Genomic DNA, 15,131 nt, shown 5'->3' on the forward strand with positions numbered 1-15,131 from the left:
GTCAAGTCTAGGTAATGCCCACCTAAAGGACTTACAACGCGTCGATCGCGTCGAGCAGCCATTCCGCCAGGTACCGCGCGAACGACGACCTGACGTACACCCGGTAGCGGCCGGGCTCCCGGCGTTCCAGGACGACCGAGGTCCTGCCCAGCAGGGTCTGCGCGTGGCCGGGGAAGACCGACGGGTGCAGGTCGAGGGGGCAGCCGGTGATCAGGACGTCCTCGGCCGACGGCCCGGACAGCTCCAGGACCGTGCGCTGGCCGGAGACGTCCACCCAGCCGGGTCGCGGTGTGGCGTCGCCGGTGACGAGCCACCACGACGGACCGAGCCGCAGCCCCACGCCTGGGTCGTCCCCCCGGACCTCCCACATCGGCTCGAACGGCACCTCCCGCAGCGTCACCGCCTGGCCGCCGGCCCGCTCGAAGCGGGCGGCGAAGGCGGCGGCCGGGCTCTCCGCGCGCACCTCGCCCGCGTACGGAGGCGGCGCGCCCTCCAGCGGGTCGCCGTCGCGGCGGGCGTTCTCCTTGTCGTAGAAGACGGGGTCCACGACGGTGACGCCGTGCGCCGCTCCCCCGGACACCGCCGTCAGCCGGTCGCCGGGCGCGACCTCGCGCGCCAGGGCGAGCGCGAACGTCCGCCCGAGCACGTCACTGGCGTAGCTGGACGTCACGTGCCCGAGCATCGGCCCGCCCGCGTTCACGAGCTGTGCGCCCTCCTCCACGAGGAAGGCGGGGTCGTCGGGCAGCAGGCCCACCAGGCGCTTGCGGTCCGTCCGGGCGGTGTCGGGGCGGGAGTAGGAACGTTTGCCCACGAAGTCGGGCTTGCGCGGTGAGACGATCCAGGACATGCCGAGATCGTGCGGGGTGACCGTGCCGTCGGTCTCCTGGCCGACGATCGCGAACCCCTTCTCGGCCCGCAGCACGTGCATGGTCTCCGTCCCGTACGGCACCCCGCCGAGCTCCAGCACCGCCTCCCACAGCGCCCTGCCGTACGCCCACGGCACGTTGACCTCGTAGGCCAGCTCGCCGGAGAAGCTGATCCGGAACACCCGGCCGGGCACGCCCAGCACGTCGGCGGGTGCGTACCGCATGAACGCCAGGTCGACCGCGTCCGGCGCGACGGCCGCGACGACCTGCCGGGCGCGGGGGCCCGCGACGACGACGGTCGCCCAGTGGTCGGTCACCGACGTGAACGACACGTCCAGGCCGGGCCACTCCGTCTGCCGCCACTCCTCCAGCCAGTCGAGCACCGCGGCGGCGTTGCCCGTGGTCGTGGTCATGAGGTAGCGGTCGTCGGCGAGCCTCGTGGTCGTGCCGTCGTCGAAGACCATCCCGTCAGCCCGGCACAGCAGCCCGTACCGGCAGGCTCCGACGGCGAGGGTGGAGAACATGTTCGTGTAGACGCGGTCGAGGAACTCGCCCGCGTCGGCGCCCCTGATGTCGATCTTGCCGAGGGTCGAGGCGTCCATGGCCGCCACGGACGTGCGGGCCGCGCGGCACTCGCGCAGCACGGCGGCCTCCATCGACTCGCCGTCCAGCGGGAAGTAGCGGGGACGCTTCCACTGGCCGACGTCCTCGAACACCGCCCCGCGGGCAACGTGGGAGTCGTGCATGGCGGTCGTCCGCACGGGGTCGGACAGCGCGCCGCGGTCGCGTCCGGCGAGCGTCGCGAACGGCACCGGCGTGTACGGCGGCCGGAACGTGGTGGTGCCGACCTGGCCGGGCACGGCCCCGAGGAGGGCCGACATGACGCCGACGACCACCGCGCCGGACGTCTTGCCCTGGTCGGCGCCCGTCCCTGCGGTGGTGTAGCGCTTGACGTGCTCGACCGAGCGCATCCCTGCGCCGGTCGCGCGGGCGAGGTCGGCCACGGTCACGTCGCGGTGCAGGTCGGCGAAGGCCGGCTCGGGCGAGGTGCTCTCGACGTGCCACAGCGCCGCGGGCGGCCGCAGGGCGGGCTCGTCGCACCCGGGCACCCGGAACCCGTCCGCCGCGACCGTCGTGCCGAGCGCGAGCGCGGCGGCCTCCGCTCCTGCGGCGTGGCCGTCGGCGATGGCCTCGCGGGTGCCGTACAGGCCCCGGCAGGCCCCGGCGGACCGCTGCGCCTGGGCCGGGACGTCGGGGACGAAGGCCTGCAGGTGCCCGTCGAATGTGACGCGTCCCTGCGACTGGCTGAACAGGTGCACGGCCGGGTTCCAGCCGCCGGCCACGGCCAGCAGGTCGGCCTCGATGAGCCGGTCGTCCCGCCCGGCGAGATCACGTACGAACACGCCGGTGAGGACGCCCTCGGTGTCGGCGGTCGTGCCGGTTACCACGTGGCCGGCCAGCGTGCCCGGTTCGAGACCCTCGGGACGTGGGTCGACGATCGCGGCCACCTCCACGCCGGAGGCCCGCAGGTCGCGGGCGGCCTCGTACCCGGAGTCGGCGCAGGCGAGGACGACCGCGCGGCTGCCGGGCCGCACACCGTAGCGGTTGGCGTAGGTTCGGGCGGCCGAGGCCAGCATCACGCCAGGCCGGTCGTTGCCGGGGAAGGCGAGCGACCGCTCGTGCGCCCCGGTCGCCAGGACGACCCGGCGGGCGCGCAGGTGCCACAGCCGATCGCCGCGCTCGCGCCGCTCGACCGCCACCACGTAGTTGTGGTCGTAGTAGCCGACGGCGGTCGTGCGGGTGAGCACGCGGCCCGGCAGGTCGAGCGCGTCGACCCAGTCGAGCGCGGGGGCGCCGTCCAGCAGCAGGCGGCTGTTCAGCAGGTCGCCGCCGAGCCTGGGCTGCTCGTCCACGAGGATCACCCGAGCGCCCGCCCGCCCCGCCGCGGACGCGGCGGCCAGCCCGGCGGGTCCGCCGCCGACCACCAGCACGTCGCAGTGCAGGTAGCCCTTGTCGCAGCGGCGCTCGTCCACGTCGTCGAGGGAGACCCGGCCCTTGCCCCGCAGGCTCCACGCCTCCAGCCCGTCGTACAGCTCGACGGTGGTGGCCGCGAGCATCGGGTCGGCGCCCACGCGCACCAGGGCGTTCGGCTCCTCGGAGCCGGCGCTGAAGACGCCGCGCGGCCTGCCCAGGTCGACGCTGTGGCCCACCACGCGCACGCCGTTGCGCAGCAACGCGGCCGCCAGCGTGTCGCCGGGCTCGCCGTGCAGCTCCCGGCCGTCGAAGGTGAATCTCATGGGAGAGTCCTGATCTCGTGGGTGACCGTGTGGCGCTCGGCGGCGAACCAGGTGCGGCAGCCGTGCACGTGGAACCAGCGCTCGCGGAACCAGCCCTTGGGGTTGTCGCGCAGGAACACGTACGCGGCCCATTCCGCGTCCGTGACCTCGCCGGTGGGGTAGGCGATCCCGGCCTGGCCGCCGTAGTGGAACTCGTTCTCGTCGCGCGGGCCGCAGTGCGGGCATTCGATGAGCAGCATCAGTGCGCCACCGCCGCCGCGCCGTGCTCGTCGATGAGCGCCCCTGTGGTGAACCGCTCCAGCCCGAACGGTTCGGCCAGCGGATGCGGCCGGTCGTGGGCGAGCGTGTCGGCGTACACCCAGCCGGAGCCCGGGGTGGCCTTGAAGCCGCCGGTGCCCCAGCCCGCGTTGACGTACAGGCCCTCGACGGGGGTGGGGCCGATGACGGGCGAGGCGTCCGGGGAGACGTCCACGATGCCGGCCCACGTCCGCAGCACGCGCACCCGGCTGAAGATCGGGAACAGCTCCAGCGCCGCCGCCATCTGGGCCTCGATCACGTGCACACCGCCCCGCTGCCCGTAGGAGTTGTACGCGTCGATGCCCGCCCCCATGACGAGCTCGCCCTTGTGCGCCTGGCTGACGTACACGTGGACGGCGTTCGACATGACCACGCAGTCGAGCACCGGCTCCAGCAGCTCCGACACCAGTGCCTGCAGCGGGTGCGACTGCAGCGGCAGCCGGATCCCGGCCCGCTCGGCGAGCACGGAGGTGTGCCCGGCCGCGGCGAGCGCGACCTTCCCCGCCGCGATACGCCCGCGCGAGGTCTCGACCGCCGTCACCCGGCCGCCGGTGATCTCGAACCCGGTGACCTCGCAGCCCTGAATGAGGTCGACCCCGTACGCGTCGGCCGCCCTGGCGAGGGCCCAGGCCACGTGGTCGTGCTTGGCGATGCCGGCGCGGCGCTGCAGGGTGGCGCCCATGACGGGGTAGCGGGCCCGGTCGGAGACGTTGAGTATCGGGCAGAACTTCTTCACCTCGTCGGGGTCGAGCCATTCGGCGTCGACACCGTTGAGCTGGTTGGCGTTCACCCGCCGCCGGCCCTCGCGCACGTCGCTCAGGTTGTGCGCGAGGTTGAGCACGCCACGCTGGCTGAACTGCAGGTCGTAGTCGAGCTCCTCGCTCAGGCCCTCCCACAGCTTGAGTGAGTGCTCGTAGATGGCGGCGCTCTCGTCCCACAGGTAGTTGGAGCGGATGATCGTGGTGTTGCGGGCCATGTTGCCGCCCGCGAGCCAGCCGCGCTCCAGGACGGCGACGTTCGTGATGCCGTGGTTCTTGGCCAGGTAGTACGCGGTGGCCAGACCGTGCCCGCCGCCGCCGACGATCACCACGTCGTAGGCGGGCCTCGGGTCGGGGTTGCGCCAGAGGAAGTCGGGGTGGCTCAACGCCTGATCTTCTCCATCCCGGGGTCGTACAGGGGCTCGGCGGCGACCTCCGCGGGCACGCGGCGGCCGAAGTAGGAGATGTCCACGTGTGTTCCGGGTTCGGTGAGCTCGATCGGCAGCCACGCGTACGCGACGGGGCGGTGGATCGTGTGACCGTAGGCGGCGCTCGTCACGTAGCCGACCGTGCGGCCCGCGTGCCGTACCGGCTCCTTGCCCATGACCACCTCGGTGGACAGCAGCGGCACCAGCTTGCGGGTGACGTCCTCGTTCAGGGCGTCGCGCCCGACGAAGTCCTTGTCGGCGCGGACGGCGAAGCCCAGCCCCGCCTCGTACGGGTTGTGCTCGGTCGTCATGTCGACGCCCCAGAGCCGGTAGCCCTTCTCCAGGCGCAGACTGTTGAAGGCGGCCCGCCCGCCGGCGACCGCGAGCCCCGGGGCCCAGAGGGTGTCCCAGAGCTTGAGCCCCATGTCGGCCGTGGTGTAGAGCTCCCAGCCGAGTTCACCCACGTACGAGACCCGCATGGCGAGCACCGGCACATGCCCGACATATCCGCGTTTGCAGGTGAAGTACCGGAAGCCTTCGTGGGACATGTCGAGATCCGTGAGCCCCTGCACCAGCTCCCGGGCCTGCGGCCCCCACACGCCGACGCAACAGGTGCCGGGCGTCAGGTCGCGCACCCGCACCCCACCCGGCGCGTGCCGGGTCAGCCACTCGAGGTCGAGATTGCCGTTCGCGCCGACCTGGAACGTCTCCTCGTCCAGCCGCGCCACCGTGAGGTCGGACCGGATGCCGCCCGCGATGTCCAGCATCAGCGTGTACGTGACCGAACCGGGCTTCTTGTCGACGTTGTTCGTCGTCATCCGCTGCAGGAACGCCGCCGCCCCCGGCCCGCTGACCTCGATCCGCTTGAGCGGGGTCATGTCGTAGAGCGCGACCCGCTCCCTCGTGGCCCACGACTCCGCCGCGGCGACCGGCGACCAGTAGCGGCCCGCCCACGCGTCCCGCTGCGCCATCCCGAGCAGCGGCTCCGCGGCGAACCCCGCGGCCTCCTCCGGGACGTCCGCGTACTCGTCCCTGCGCCTGCGTACGAGGTCCTCCAGCAGCGGGACGTTCCGCTCGAACCAGTGCGGACGCTCCCATCCTGCCGACTCCAGGAAGCTCGCGCCGAGCTCCCGCTGCCGGACGTGGAACGGGCTGATCCGCAGCGGACGCGGCGACTCCATCGGCTGCAGCGGATGGATGATGTCGTAGACCTCGACGAAGTTCTGCTTGCCCCGCTCCTCGACGAACGCCGGCGACAGCTGCGCCTGCTCGAACCTGCTGAGCTCGCACTCGTGCAGGTCGACCGTGGAGCGTCCGTCCACCAGCACCTCGGCCACCGCGCGGGCGACGCCCGCCGAGTGGGTCACCCAGACGGCCTCGGCCAGCCAGAACCCGTCGAGCTCAGGAGCCTCGCCGATCAGCGGGAAGCCGTCGGGGGTGAAGGAGAAGACACCGTTGATGCCGTCCTCGTACTTGGACTCGGCGAGGGCCGGCAGCAGCTCGACGGCGTCGCGCCAGGCCGGCTCGAAGTCCTCCTCGGTGAACGCCTGCACCGACGGCATCGTGGTGCCCTTGGGGCCGATCTCGTGCTGCCCGACCGGCATGGGGCGGTGGGCGTACGAGCCGATGCCGATGTGGTCGCCGTGCCGGCGGAAGTACAGGTCGCGGTCCTGGTGGCGCAGGATCGGGCCCTCCGGCTGGGGCGCCAGCGGCCCGGTCATGGCGTACTGGTGGGCCAGCGGCAGCAGCGGCACGGTGAGCCCGGCCATCGCGCCGATCGAGGGCCCCCAGAAGCCCGCCGCGCACACCACCACGTCGGCCGGGATCGTCCGGTGCCCCTCGGACGTCACGACCGAGACCCCGGTGACGCGCCCGCCGCGCTGCTCGATGCCCACCACCGTATGGCCGGGCAGGAACCTGGCCCCGCGCTCCATCGCCCGCTCCGCCTGCGTCGCGCCGCAGGTGACCGCCGAGGCGAGGCCGTCGGAGCGCACGTGAAGGCCGCCGAGCACCTTGCCCCGGTCGAGCAGCGGCCACAGGCGCGCGCACTCGTCGCCGTCGAGCAGACTCGCCTCGACGCCCCACGACTCGGCCCAGCCGAGCTTGCGGTGCAGGTCGGTCAGCCGTTCCGGGGTGGTGGCCACCTCCAGGCCGCCGACCTGACGGAAGCAGGAGTCGCCGAGGTCGGTGTACTTGCGCACGGTGTACGCGGCGAACTCGGTCATCGTCTTCGACGGGTTCGTCTGGAAGACCAGGCCGGGCGCGTGCGAGCTGGACCCGCCCGCGGCGAAGAGCGGCCCCTGGTCGACGACGGTGACGTCTGTCCAGCCCCGCTGTGTGAGCTCGTCCGCCAACGCGCAGCCGACGATGCCCGCACCAACGATCACCAAACGGGGCCGACTCATGGCGCCTCCGGTTGTTCCTTGATACGCAACGCGCACCGGACTACGCAACGACCATAGAGCGCGGGACACCCCGGGAACAAGAGTGATCAACATTCGGCCGTACGAGAACCCTGCCGCGAGGATCAGGCGCGCGGGGAGGCGGAACTCAGACCGGGGGGCGGAGCTCAGACCCGGGGGTGGAGCTCAGGCTCGCGGGGGGTGGGGGCTCCGGTGAGTGGGCGGCAGGCTCGGCTCAGGTGAGGAGCAGGCCACCATCGACCGGCAGCGTCACCCCGGTGATGTACGACGCCGCGTCACTGGCCAGGAAGACCGCGGCGGCCACCAGCTCGGCCGGGTCGCCGAGCCGCTTCATGGGCACCCGGGCATCGGTCATCCGCTCGAGATAGCCGGGCTTGTACTGATCGGTCATCTCGGAGGCGAAGAACCCGGGCTCCAGACAGTTGACCCGGATGCCGCGCCGCAGCGTCCACTGCTGCGCCAGGTCGCGCGTGAGCCCGGACACGGCGGCCTTGGAGGCGGTGTAGGCGGCCTGCGGCAGCTCCGCCGTGGTCTCGGCGAGCACGCTGCCGATGTTGACGATCGAGGAGCCGGGCGACATCACCCTGGCGCACGCCTGCGCCATCCAGTAGGTGCCGTGCAGGTTGACGTCGACGACCCGGCGGAACTCCTCGGGCGTCTCGCGCAGCGCGGGCACCGCCGTACCGATGCCGGCGTTGTTGACCAGGACGTCGACCTGCCCGAAAGCCTCGACGGCGGCGGCCACCAGCGCGTCGCAGTCTTCCGGCCGCGCCACGTCGGCGGGCACCGGCAGGCACCGGCGGCCGGTCTCCTCGACCAGCCGCCGGGTCTCGTCGAGCCGGTCGGCGCGGCGGGCGCCGATCACGACGTCGGCTCCCGCCTCGGCGAACTCCCGGGCGAAGGCGACGCCCAGCCCGGAGGACGCTCCGGTGACGATGGCCACCTTGCCGTCGAGACCGAAGCGCGCGAGCACCTCAGAGCCCGTATTCCTTCACGATGCGCTCGTGCCGCTCGACCTCGACGCCGATCTCGCGGGCCAGGTCGAGCCAGGCCAGCGGGTGCGACCAGCGCTCGGTGGCGTCGTCGAGCAGGGCGTCGACCTCGGCGGCCGTCACGTTGGGCGGCACCGCGACCCAGCCGAACACACCCGGCAGCGGCTCACCGGTGCTCGGGTGGTTGATCGTGTAGTTCTCGTCGCTGTAGACCCACATCGGCCAGCCGCGCTCGGCCATGACCTCGGTGAACTCGGCCCAGTCCTCCTCGCTCGGCGCGGCGCCGTCGAAGAAGTAGCTGGTGTAGCCGCCCGGCCGCAGGATACGCACCGCCGCGAACGGCGGCACGAAGTTCTGCTGCTCCTTCGGGTCGTCGGGGACGGGCTCCAGCAGCTGCGGGTCGAACACGACCAGGTCGCCCGCGTTGTAGTCCATGCCGCGCGGCTGCGGCAGGGCGAGCCGGGCGGTGGCGGGACCGGTGCGGATCGACAGCACCTGGCGCTGACCGCCGTCGGGTGCCGGGAGGACGAGCCGGATCAGGCCCATCTCCTCTTCGATCGGGCCTTCGTTGGACTTCAGCGGCATGCCCAGCTTGGCCGCGCCCTTGCGGACGAGGTCCCAGTCTTCCGCCGAGGTGGCCATGACGATCATGCGCCAGACGTCCTCGTCGGCCAGCTCGTCAAGCACCTCGGCCAGCACCTCGGCGGCCCTGCCGTTGTGGTCGAGCTGCTGCGCGGCCCCGGACAGCAGGCGGCGGGACTCGACCCCGGCACCGGCCGAGACGGCGTGCTCGGCGGCGTCGAGGGCCTCCTGCCAGCGCTCGCGGGCGCTGTAGAGGCGGGCGAGGGCGACGTGCTGGGCCGCGTGCGGCAGCATCGCGGCCATCTGCTCCAGCCGCTCGTCCTGGCGGGCCTCGATGAGCAGCGTGGTCAGGTAGGCGACGTCCTCGGCATCTGCCGTCGCGATGTCGCCCGTGTCGACCAGCAGCTTCCAGTAGATGTCGGCGCCGGCGGCCGGGAAGCCGAGGAAACCGAGCGTCGTGGTGTGGCGGCGGGTGGCCTCGAGGTCTTTCCCTGACAGCGGGGCGAGCCAGCCCACCCACTTCTCGGGGTCGGCGTTGAAGCCGTCGGCGGCGTCGAAGAGACCGACCCGCTCCTCCACCGGACCTGGGGAGGCGGGCTCGGTGGTGGCGTCGGCGGCGGCCCGCAGCGCGGTGACGCGCTCGGCCAGGTCATCGGTCTCGCGCAGCTCGGCCGTACCGGACTCGGCCAGGCCGGCCAGCAGCCGGGCCTGCCACACGCCCTGGCGGCCGAGGGCGAGGTCACCCGCGACCAGCGCCAGCTCGACGCGGGCGCGGTAGCAGCCCATCATGCCGAAGTAGTCGATCCACTGGCGCACCACGCGGCCGAGCTGCCAGGTGTTGGTGATCTGCGCGGAGTCGGCCAGCTTGGCCACGGCCTGCGTCCACTCCACGAACACGCGCGGGTGCTCGCCGACCACGTCGAGGTCGGGCAGCGCGTCGACGGCCTCGGAGATGCGGCCGAGCGTGGCGAGGATCAGGGCCCGGCGCACGCCGTCGCGGTAGGGCTTGGCCACCGGGTCGTCGGGCTTGAAGTCGGCCGCGGCCTGCAGCGCGGCGAGCGCGTCGTCGGTCCGCCCGGCGCGCAGCAGCCCGCGGGCGCGCTCGGCGCCGAGCTCCCAGCTGGGCTCGCGCCCGGCCACCCCGAGCCGCTCGACGGCGGACTCGGCGTAGGTGACGGCCTCCTCCGGCCGGCCCGCGTCGATCAGGGCCGCGATGTACTGCGTCACGAGGCCGGCGAAGGCGGGGTGCTCGGGGCTGGTCGCCTCGATGGCCGGGCCGAGCGCCTCCAGGCGCTGGGCGGCGTAGCCGGGACCGTCGGTGTTGGCCCACGCGACGGCGAGGGCCTCGATCGCCGCCGGGGCGGCCGGGCAGTCACGCACGTCTTCGCGCTGGGCGAACGCCAGCAGTTGCTCCGCGTCGTTGACGGCCACCGCGCCCTGGGCGCGGTCGCCGAGGCGGCCGACCAGGTGCCAGTAGCGGGCGTAGAACTCGAGCCAGGGCAGCTCCAGAGCCTCCGCCTGCTGCGCTATGGCCGGCGCCATCACGTCGAGCTGCGGGTATCGGCCCTCGTAAGCCTGTGCGGGAAGGTCTCCCAGCGCCATGGCGAGGCCCACGTTGCCCGCCTCGGAAAGCTGCTGCTGGGTGTCGCCGACCCAGGCCCAGATGTCCACGTCCATGGGCAGCCAGTCTGCCAGGTCAATGCGCGTGCCCAAAACGCAGAAGCTCTATCAGCTCGTCCGATTCGCTGTCGGTGAGCACGGAGAACACCTCGGCCATGAGGGTGTCGGTGGTCTCCTCCACCTCGGCGCGGCGCGCCACGACCTCGGGAGCGGGCTTCGCGTAAGGCTCCGGCCAGGTGAAGAACCGGGCGATCTGCTCGCCCGTCGTCTGCCCGAACGGGGTGGCGTCGTGCTCGGCGGCGAGCGTCGCGTCCAGCGGGTGCAGGCCCGCGGCGATCACGGCGTTGGCGTGCAGGCCGCCGCGCAGCTCGCGTACGACATGCATGAGCTGGACGGCGCGGCCGGGCGCGTCGGCGGGCAGCGGGACCGCCCGCCATCCGGCGAACAGCGGCGCCCCGACCGGCGAGGCCTGCTCGACGACCGGCTGGAGCAGTTCGGCGATCCTGGCGCAGCCGTCGTGGTCGCCGAGCTTGCGCCGGGCCCACGCGCCGCACGCCTCGGCGTACAGCTCGACGGCCTGGTCGACGGGGAGCTTGCGGCCGCCCTCCCAGCTGCGCCTGACGTGGTCAGGAGGGAAGAAGACGGCGACGGAGGCGACCACGTCGGCGTCGCACTCGCCGAGGACGCCGCAGCGGCCCCGGAAGTAGAACTCCTTGGCGCCGAGTCCATGCTCGTCGCAGACGGCCTTGATCTCCCGCGAGATCATGAACCCGCCGCCGTACCGCCCGATGGGACCCTTGACCGCCACCGCGGTGTCCCGTGGATCCGCCATGCCCGCTCCCTCGCGTACGAGAAGTGGGGCCCAGCATCCCCCGTCAGAACATCATTCTGCAAGCAGCAGTTCGCCGCGGGCCACGAGGACGGCAGGACCGGCCAGGTAGCTCGTGTCCTCGTCGAGCGTGACGGTCAGCGTGCCGCCCAGCACCTCGATCGTCCACGTGCCGAGGGTGTCGCCCGACAGCCTCGCGGCGGCGACCGCCGTGGCCACCGCGCCCGTGCCGCAGGACCGGGTCTCGCCCGAGCCGCGCTCGAAGACCCGCATGACGGCGCGGCTGGTGCCGACCGGGTTGAACAGCTCGATGTTGACGCCCGCCGGGTAGACACCCGGGTCGAAGCCCGGCTGGTGGTTGAGGTCGAGCTGGGCGACCGGATCGCCGATGGCGCAGGCCAGATGGGGGTTGCCCACGTTGACGTGGACGCCCGGATATTCGACGCCGCCGACGTACGCCACGCTCTCGCCGAGCACGACGGGCTTGCCCATGTCGACGGCGATGTCTCCGTTGTCCTCGACGCGGACCCGGCGCACGCCGCCCCGCGTCGCCACCCCGAACTCCGTCGCGTTCTCCAGCCCGGCGTCGATCAGGTAGCGCGCGAAGACGCGCGTCCCGTTGCCGCACATCTCGGCCACGCTGCCGTCGGAGTTGCGGTAGTCCATGAACCACTCGGCCGCCGAGGCCTGTTCGGCCACCTCGGGGCTCTGCTTCGTACGCACCACCCGAAGCACGCCGTCGGCCCCGATACCGGCTCTCCTGTCACAGATCTGGGCGACAAGCGCGGCCGAGACGTCGACCACCCCGTCGGGATCAGGCAGGATGACGAAGTCGTTCTCGGTGCCGTGCCCCTTGAGAAAGCGCATTTTACGAGTTTATCCACAAGGGTGTCCGGAGATTTGCGCGAGGGATCTCTCCAGAAGGTCCGGGGCGTCGTACGGCAACCAGCACACCCGAGGGTCCCTGCGGAACCACGACTCCTGGCGGCGGGCGAAGCGCCGCGTCAGGCGCACCGTCTCCTCGAACGCCTGCTCCTCGCTCCACTCCCCCTGCAGGAAGCGGATGACCTGCGCGTACCCGAGGGCCCTGCCGGCCGTGCGGCCCTCGGCCAGCCCCCGATCGAGGAGCGCCCGCACCTCGTCGACCAGGCCTGCCGCCCACATGCGCTCGACGCGCAGGGCGATGCGGTCGTCCAGCTCGGGTCTCGGCACCTCCAGCCCGATCTGGACGCTCGGGTAGACGGCCTCGTACGTCGGCATGGTGGCCGTGAACGGCCGCCCCGACAGCTCGATCACCTCCAGCGCCCGGACGATGCGCCGCCCGTTGCTCGGCAGGATGACGGCGGCGGCGGCCGGGTCGCGCTCGCGCAGGCGCTCGAACAAGGGGCCGGGGCCGGTGCGGGCCAGCTCGGCCTCCAGGCGGGCCCTGATCTCGGGGTCGGTGCCGGGGAACTCCAGGTCGTCGATGGCCGCCCGCACGTACAGGCCGCTGCCGCCGACCAGGACGGGCACGTCGACCGCGTCGATGACGGCCCTGGCGAGCTTCTGGTACTCGGCCACGCTGGCGGTGACCGTCACGTCCCAGATGTCGAACAGGTGGTGGGGGACGCCGCGCATCTCGGCGGGGGTGAGCTTGGCCGTGCCGACGTCCATGCCGCGGTAGAGCTGCATGGAGTCGGCGTTGACGCACTCACCGCCCAGACGCAGGGCGATGTCGACGGCGAGATCGGACTTCCCGGCCGCCGTGGGACCCACGACGGCGATGACTGGCTGCTGGCGCACACCCCAAGTCTGCTAGAGGTCGAGCAGTGTCGGTTGCAGATAGCCCTCGTGGGTGAGCAGCCGGCGCTTCGTCTCGACGCCCTCCCCGCCGCTGAACCCGCCCAGACCGCTGCCCGCCACCACGCGGTGACACGGCACGATGATCGGGATCGGGTTGGAGCCCATGATCGAGCCGATGCCGCGGGCGGGCACGCCGGTGCCGCTCAGCCGCGCCAGCTCGCCGTACGTCACCGCGGTGCCGTACGGGACGCGGTGGAGCGCCTGCAGCACACGCAGCCGCGTACCTGACATCAGCCGCCAGTCGATCGGTGTCGTGAACTCCTTCAGTTCTCCGGCGAAATAAGCATTCAGCTCAGCCACGGCGCAAGCCGTACGATCCGTGTCATGGACCTCAGCCAGGCCCAGGCGATCGACCTGCCGCTCTTTCGAACCCCAGCCCGACGCGACGATCCCGGCCTCCGTGACCGCCAGCGTGAACGGCCCGACCGGCGTCGCCACCTCGGCGTACGCGACGGTGCCCTGCGGGTTGTCGTCCAGGGGAGCCATGATGTCCTCGCGTGAACTCGTCGTCCTCGGCACCGCCGGCGCGGTGCCCACACGCCACCGTAACCACAACGGCTACCTGGTGCGATGGGACGGGCAGGGCTATCTGTTCGACCCGGGTGAGGGCACCCAGCGGCAGATGGCGCTCGCGGGGCTGAGCGCGCACGACGTCCACTGGATCTGCGTCACCCACTTCCACGGCGACCACTGCCTGGGCGTGCCGGGCGTCGTCCAGCGCATCGCCCGCGACAAGGTCAGGCACCCGGTGCGGGCCGTCTTCCCCGCCTCCGGCGAGACCTACTGGCGGCGGCTGCGGCACGCGACCGCGTTCGTCGACACCGACGTCATCGAGGAGCATCCCGTCGCCGGCGGCGTGGCCGGCGTCGGTCCGCTGACCGCGCGCCGCCTGTCGCACCCCGTCGACTCGTACGGTTACCGGCTGCAGGAGCCCGACGGACGGCGCATGCTTCCCGACCGGCTGGCCGCCCACGGCATCCGCGGCGCGGAGGTCGGCGAGCTCCAGCGCACCGGTTCCGTCCGCGGGGTCACGCTCGACCAGTGCAGCGCGCCGCGACCCGGGCAGAGCATGGCGTTCATCATGGACACCAGGCTCTGCGACGCCGTGTACGAGCTGGCCGACGGGGTCGACCTGCTGGTGATCGAGTCGACGTTCCTGTCCGCGGAGAGCGCTCTGGCCAAGGAGTACGGGCACCTGACGGCGTTCGAGGCGGGCGCGGTGGCCGCCGAGTCGGGTGCGCGCCGCCTGGTGCTGACCCACTTCTCCGAGCGGTACGGCTTCGCCGACGAACCTTCTTTCTTCGAGGAGGTACGGCGCAGCTACGCCGGCGAGGTGCTGCTCGCCCGCGACCTGATGACGATCCCGGTGCCTCGGCGTCAGGTCCACGTACCGACGAAGTAGCCGACCCCGTAGGGGGCCGTCTCCGCCAGCAGGCGGCCTTCGTACGTACGGTCGCCGGCCGCGCCCGCGAGCACCTGCAGGGCGGCGCGGCCGCTCACCCACAGGCGGTCGGCCAGAGCCGGGTCGAGCGCGGCGAGCGGCGCCGGGTCGCCGGCGGCGATCGCGGTACCGAGACCGGCGTTGAACGGCGCCGCCGCGTCGTCGTAGCGGCCGGGGGCGCGGGTGCCGAGGCAGGCCGACCCGTCGGCCATGACGAGCAGCGCCACCCGGGCGGCGGTCGCCCCGAGCTCCTCCCCCAGCTTCCCGCAGTCGTCGGCGGACGCGTCGAAGGCCACCGATCGCAGCCGGTCGGGGGCGGAGTCCTCCAGGAGCAGGCGCCCCACGGTCAGCGACAGCGGGAGCACGGGCTCGCCCCTGCCCGCGGTGAGGTGCACGCCCCAGGGACTCAGGGTGCCCGCCGCAGCGCCGTCGTACGCCTCCGTGGACTCGGCGCCGCCCACCACGATGAGCACGTCGGGCCGCGCCGCGGTGAGGGCGGCGATCGCCGTGCGGGCGGTGGAACGAAGGTCGGGCATCCGGAACACGACCAGCGGGGTTGGCGGACAGACGGCCGCGGCGACAAGCACGTGCGCAAGCGTACGACTCCCGCGAACCGACTCCACACCCGAGCCCCGCGCCGGAACCGGCCCCGGGGACCACACGAGACGCGCACCCCGCCCGTCCACGAGACCCACGCCCCACGTGCCCCTGCGCGCTCGCCCCGCACACTCCCGAGACCCACGCCCCACACGCTCG

12 protein-coding genes are annotated in these 15,131 nt (G+C 72.7%); 1 reads left to right on the forward strand and 11 read right to left on the reverse strand.

Annotation, left to right across the window (positions count from 1 at the left end; genetic code table 11):
• Window positions 1-31 precede the first annotated feature (31 nt).
• From BLR04_RS02720 to BLR04_RS02765, 10 genes are all read right to left on the reverse strand, one after another.
• A complete protein-coding gene (locus tag BLR04_RS02720; protein ID WP_090759138.1) occupies window positions 32-3,163 on the reverse strand; it encodes a 2Fe-2S iron-sulfur cluster-binding protein in 3,132 nt (1,043 codons plus the stop codon).
• Window positions 3,160-3,402, reverse strand: coding sequence for a sarcosine oxidase subunit delta (locus BLR04_RS02725; RefSeq protein WP_090759140.1), 243 nt, complete (start codon window positions 3,400-3,402; stop codon window positions 3,160-3,162). Before BLR04_RS02725 ends, BLR04_RS02720 begins: the two co-directional genes overlap by 4 nt.
• Window positions 3,402-4,604 carry a sarcosine oxidase subunit beta family protein gene (locus tag BLR04_RS02730; RefSeq protein WP_090759142.1) on the reverse strand — a complete coding sequence of 401 codons (1,203 nt, stop codon included), beginning with the start codon at window positions 4,602-4,604 and terminating at the stop codon, window positions 3,402-3,404. The genes BLR04_RS02725 and BLR04_RS02730 overlap by 1 nt, the downstream gene beginning before the upstream one ends.
• Window positions 4,601-7,051, reverse strand: a complete 2,451-nt coding sequence (locus BLR04_RS02735) for a GcvT family protein (protein WP_090759144.1) — start codon at window positions 7,049-7,051, stop codon at window positions 4,601-4,603. Before BLR04_RS02735 ends, BLR04_RS02730 begins: the two co-directional genes overlap by 4 nt.
• A 232-nt stretch (window positions 7,052-7,283) precedes the next feature.
• Window positions 7,284-8,042, reverse strand: coding sequence for an SDR family NAD(P)-dependent oxidoreductase (locus tag BLR04_RS02740; RefSeq protein ID WP_090759146.1), 759 nt, complete (start codon window positions 8,040-8,042; stop codon window positions 7,284-7,286).
• Window position 8,043: 1 nt separating this feature from the next.
• Window positions 8,044-10,356 (reverse strand): hypothetical protein, encoded by a 2,313-nt coding sequence (locus BLR04_RS02745; RefSeq protein WP_090759148.1) that lies wholly within the window; start codon window positions 10,354-10,356, stop codon window positions 8,044-8,046.
• On the reverse strand, window positions 10,340-11,095 hold the full coding sequence (locus BLR04_RS02750) for an SCO6745 family protein (RefSeq protein ID WP_245739974.1): 756 nt from the start codon (window positions 11,093-11,095) through the stop codon (window positions 10,340-10,342). Before BLR04_RS02750 ends, BLR04_RS02745 begins: the two co-directional genes overlap by 17 nt.
• 51 nt (window positions 11,096-11,146) lie before the next feature.
• On the reverse strand, window positions 11,147-11,959 hold the full coding sequence (gene dapF / locus BLR04_RS02755; protein ID WP_090759150.1) for a diaminopimelate epimerase: 813 nt from the start codon (window positions 11,957-11,959) through the stop codon (window positions 11,147-11,149).
• Between the two features lie 9 nt (window positions 11,960-11,968).
• Entirely contained in the window at window positions 11,969-12,874 is a 906-nt protein-coding gene (gene miaA, locus BLR04_RS02760; protein ID WP_090759152.1) for a tRNA (adenosine(37)-N6)-dimethylallyltransferase MiaA, read from the reverse strand.
• 12 nt (window positions 12,875-12,886) lie between these two features.
• On the reverse strand, window positions 12,887-13,420 hold the full coding sequence (locus BLR04_RS02765) for a methylated-DNA--[protein]-cysteine S-methyltransferase (RefSeq protein WP_090759154.1): 534 nt from the start codon (window positions 13,418-13,420) through the stop codon (window positions 12,887-12,889).
• Window position 13,421: 1 nt separating this feature from the next.
• Between BLR04_RS02765 and BLR04_RS02770 the strand changes: the two genes are divergently transcribed.
• Entirely contained in the window at window positions 13,422-14,336 is a 915-nt protein-coding gene (locus BLR04_RS02770) for a ribonuclease Z (protein ID WP_090759156.1), read from the forward strand.
• Here the strand turns inward: BLR04_RS02770 and BLR04_RS02775 are convergent.
• Window positions 14,312-14,962, reverse strand: coding sequence for a class III extradiol ring-cleavage dioxygenase family protein (locus tag BLR04_RS02775; RefSeq protein ID WP_090759158.1), 651 nt, complete (start codon window positions 14,960-14,962; stop codon window positions 14,312-14,314). The genes BLR04_RS02770 and BLR04_RS02775 overlap by 25 nt on opposite strands.
• Window positions 14,963-15,131: the final 169 nt, after the last annotated feature.

The sequence above is a fragment of the Nonomuraea maritima genome (assembly GCF_900100395.1).
GTDB lineage: Bacteria > Actinomycetota > Actinomycetes > Streptosporangiales > Streptosporangiaceae > Nonomuraea > Nonomuraea maritima.